Origin of the sequence: Streptomyces hirsutus (assembly GCF_001418415.1) — a bacterium.
Classification (GTDB): Bacteria; Actinomycetota; Actinomycetes; order Streptomycetales; family Streptomycetaceae; genus Streptomyces; species Streptomyces hirsutus.
This window is the reverse complement of the sequence record NZ_LIQT01000183.1, coordinates 1-3,339: the sequence shown is the minus strand read 5'-3', so window position 1 is coordinate 3,339 and position 3,339 is coordinate 1. Positions and strand designations below refer to the sequence as shown.

General features: G+C 68.4%; 4 protein-coding genes. 1 reads left to right on the top strand and 3 read right to left on the bottom strand.

Translation table 11 applies throughout. The features are described from left to right. The 3 genes from AOK11_RS14580 to fdxA all read right to left on the bottom strand — a co-directional run. Positions 1 to 871 (bottom strand): cbb3-type cytochrome c oxidase subunit I (locus tag AOK11_RS14580; RefSeq protein WP_240497345.1); only part of this gene is annotated, 871 nt, incomplete at its 3' end. 499 nt (positions 872 to 1,370) lie between these two features. After that, positions 1,371 to 2,066, bottom strand: a complete 696-nt coding sequence (locus AOK11_RS14575; protein ID WP_240497344.1) for a helix-turn-helix transcriptional regulator — start codon at positions 2,064 to 2,066, stop codon at positions 1,371 to 1,373. Further along, positions 2,063 to 2,389 (bottom strand): ferredoxin, encoded by a 327-nt coding sequence (gene fdxA, locus AOK11_RS14570; protein WP_055594138.1) that lies wholly within the window; start codon positions 2,387 to 2,389, stop codon positions 2,063 to 2,065. Before fdxA ends, AOK11_RS14575 begins: the two co-directional genes overlap by 4 nt. Positions 2,390 to 2,467: 78 nt before the next feature. Here fdxA and AOK11_RS14565 point away from each other — a divergent pair, with 78 nt between their 5' ends. Next, positions 2,468 to 3,283, top strand: a complete 816-nt coding sequence (locus AOK11_RS14565; protein ID WP_055594137.1) for a DUF2249 domain-containing protein — start codon at positions 2,468 to 2,470, stop codon at positions 3,281 to 3,283. The last annotated feature ends 56 nt before the right edge of the window (positions 3,284 to 3,339 follow it).

Here is a 3,339-nt window from a genome sequence, read left to right as displayed (position 1 = left end):
TGGTCGCGCCGATCAGGCCCATGTAGCCGAACATCGGCTTGCGGCTGAAGACCGGAATGACCTCACTGACGATGCCGAAGAACGGCAGCGCGATGATGTACACCTCCGGGTGCCCGAAGAACCAGAACAGGTGCTGCCACAGCAGCGCCCCGCCGTTGGCCGCGTCGAAAACGTGCGCGCCGAACTTGCGGTCCGCCTCCAGGGCCAGCAGGGCTGCCGCGAGTACCGGGAAGGCGAGCAGGACCAGCACACCGGTCAGCAGCACGTTCCAGGTGAAGATCGGCATGCGGAACATCGTCATGCCGGGAGCGCGCATGCAGATGATCGTGGTGATGAAGTTGACCGAACCGAGGATGGTACCGAAACCGGAGAGTGTCAGCCCCATGATCCACATGTCGCCGCCGATGCCCGGGGAGTGCACCGCGTCCGACAGCGGCGCGTAGGCGAACCAGCCGAAGTCGGCGGCTCCGTCCGGGGTGAGGAAACCGGCCACCGCGATCAGCGAGCCGAACAGGTAGAGCCAGTAGGCGAACATGTTCAGCCGTGGGAAGGCGACGTCGGGGGCGCCTATCTGCAGCGGCATGATCCAGTTGGCGAAGCCGGCGAACAGCGGTGTCGCGAACATCAGGAGCATGATCGTGCCGTGCATCGTGAACGCCTGGTTGAACTGCTCGCTCGACACGATCTGCAGGCCGGGACGGGCCAGTTCGGCGCGCATCACCAGCGCCATCACACCGCCGACGATGAAGAACACGAAGGACGTGGTGAGGTACAGCGAGCCGATCACCTTGTGGTCGGTCGTGGTCAGCCACGCCACCACTTTCCTCCCGCGGTTTCGGCGCCCGGGTGGATGTAATGCGGGGGTGACGATGGTTCCGGTACTGCCCGTAGTCGTCACTGCGACCTCCTGAGGTCACGGGAAGCCCGGCAGCCGGCGTGGCGTCGGCGGCTCAGGGATGGAGCTCGGTGGTGGGAACGCAGGGGATGAAACTCATGGGCTGGAGCCCGTGGAGCGGAACTCAGGCTGCGAGAAGCAGGATGCCGGGACCAGGAGCGAGACCGTCATGATGGCCTCGAACGCCACGTAGTACCAGGGGACGTGGGAGCTTGGCGGTTGCTGCCCAGCGGGTGCGTGGTCGGAGCGTCGGTTGAGCCGGGTCGGATCACACGGAGTCGGCCTGCCGGCACCACGGCCACCATGGCCACCGGGATGCTTGGCCCGTCAACTGCCATGTTGAAAATGTTAGTTGAAGCGAAGTCGGTCCCTGCGAGGCGGGGCGCCCGGAAGGCGACGCGGCCGATGCCGAGCCGGACGACGGCCGCGCCTGCTGGGGTGGCCGATACGGAGTTCACTGCTGGATGCCCTTCCCCTACGCGGCACGCGTGTGGACGAGATGGGCGTGGCAGACGTCGGGTTCGGCGAACGGCTCGAGCCGTCCGGCGTCGACGGGCGCGCGCAGTTCGGCCAACGCGCCTTTCATCATGCCCAGATGGAGCGGGCAGACGATCTGCCGGTACTCCTCGGCGAGTTCCAGGAAGGGGCAGTGCCGCAGACGGATGAGGTCGGGCACGTCACCGGGTTCTTCGGTGGTCACCGGCTCGAAGCCGAGATCGACGAGGAGTCCGACCAGCCGGTCGACCGCTTCACGGTCGGTCACGGTGTGGAAGGGCGGGGCGGATTCGATCAGATGCTGCCCCCAGGCCCGGCCTGCCTCGACGGCGGCGGCCTCGGCGCCGGATCCGGTCGACGCGAGCCGGCTGAGCAGCATCCGGGCCAGCAGCTGGTATTCGCGCCGTCCTCCTCGGTCCATCCCTGGGCGGGGCGCGTAGACGGCACGAGGTCGCCCCGGCCCGGACGGCGCCTCCAGCGTCCGCTCCACCGCCCCGTGTGTCACCAGCGAATCGAGGTGAAAGCGTGCCGTGTTGGCGTGGACCCCCACCCGTTCAGCCACTTCGCTGACACCGAGCGGTCCGCCCGCGGCACGCAGCACATCGAGCACGGTACGGCGGCGAGGGGTCGCCGGATCACTCCCACCGTCACTGCCGTCTCGCTTCACGGTGGTCACTTCGCCTCCTCCTGAAGCGGCAGGGCGGCGATCAGCGGGTGATCGTGCTCGATGAGCCCGAGCTTGGAGGCCCCGCCGGGCGAGCCCAGTTCGTCGAAGAACTCGACGTTCGCCTTGTAGTAGTCCTGCCACTGTGGCGGGGTGTCTTCCTCGTAGAAGATCGCCTCGACCGGACAGACCGGCTCGCAGGCCCCGCAGTCGACGCATTCGTCCGGGTGGATGTACAAGGACCGCCGGCCCTCGTAGATGCAGTCGACCGGACACTCGTCAACGCACGCTTTGTCCTTCACGTCCACACAGGGCTGGGCGATCACGTAGGTCACAGCATCCTCCTCCCCGAATTTTTACGAATCCTACATGTAAGAATGGCGCCTTCGCGACGTCACGAAAGGAGGACGCTCGTGACACAGTCATCCGGCGTCTTCATCCAGTCGACACAGACCGATCCCGTGGTCCGGGCAGGGGCCGTGATCCGGACGGAGTACGAACGGCTGCACGTCCTGCTCACCACGCTCGTCGAGCCGCAGCCGACGGCCGGCGCGGGGGACGGAGAGGGGAGCGGCACAGGAGACGCCGAAGGCGCACCGGACCGCGCCACGACCGCCTCTCCCGCATCCGCATCCGCATCCGTCACAACGACCGCCACCACGGGTGTCGTCGGTGAAATCCGCCGCCATCTCACGGCGTCGGCCGAGACGTTGCACGCCGCCGCCGCGCACGCGCCCGAGAGCCGACTGCTGGTGAGCGCCCTGCGCATCGCCCGGTCCGCCCTCGACCGGCACGTCGACGCACTGGACGCCGCTGGAGACAGTGCGTCCGCGACGGCCGCCGCACAGCGGGTGGAGGCAGTCCTGTCCGTCCACCGAGCAGTGGAGGAGGACGTCCTGCTGCCCGCCCTCGCGGCGCTCCCCGGCGGCGTGCTTCCGCCCCTCGTCGCCGACTACGAGACACTCCTGCGAGGCGGCAGCCTCGACACGTCCGCCGTCATCGACGTACGCCCGGTCCCCCGCGAGCAGCGGCACCCGCTCGTCTTCGCCCGGTACGCCCGCCTCACCCCGGGCGGGACGTTCACTCTCGTCAACAACCACGACCCCAAGCCGCTGCACAAGCAGTTCGAGGCCGCCCACCCGGGCGCGTACACCTGGGACTACGTGGAACGGGGACCCGCCAAGTGGCAGATCCGCATCGGCCGACCGAACCACCGGCCCTGCACGTGACCACCCTCGCCGGCCGACCGGCTCGCGCCCCGGAGCCGGGGCGCGAGCCGGTCGGC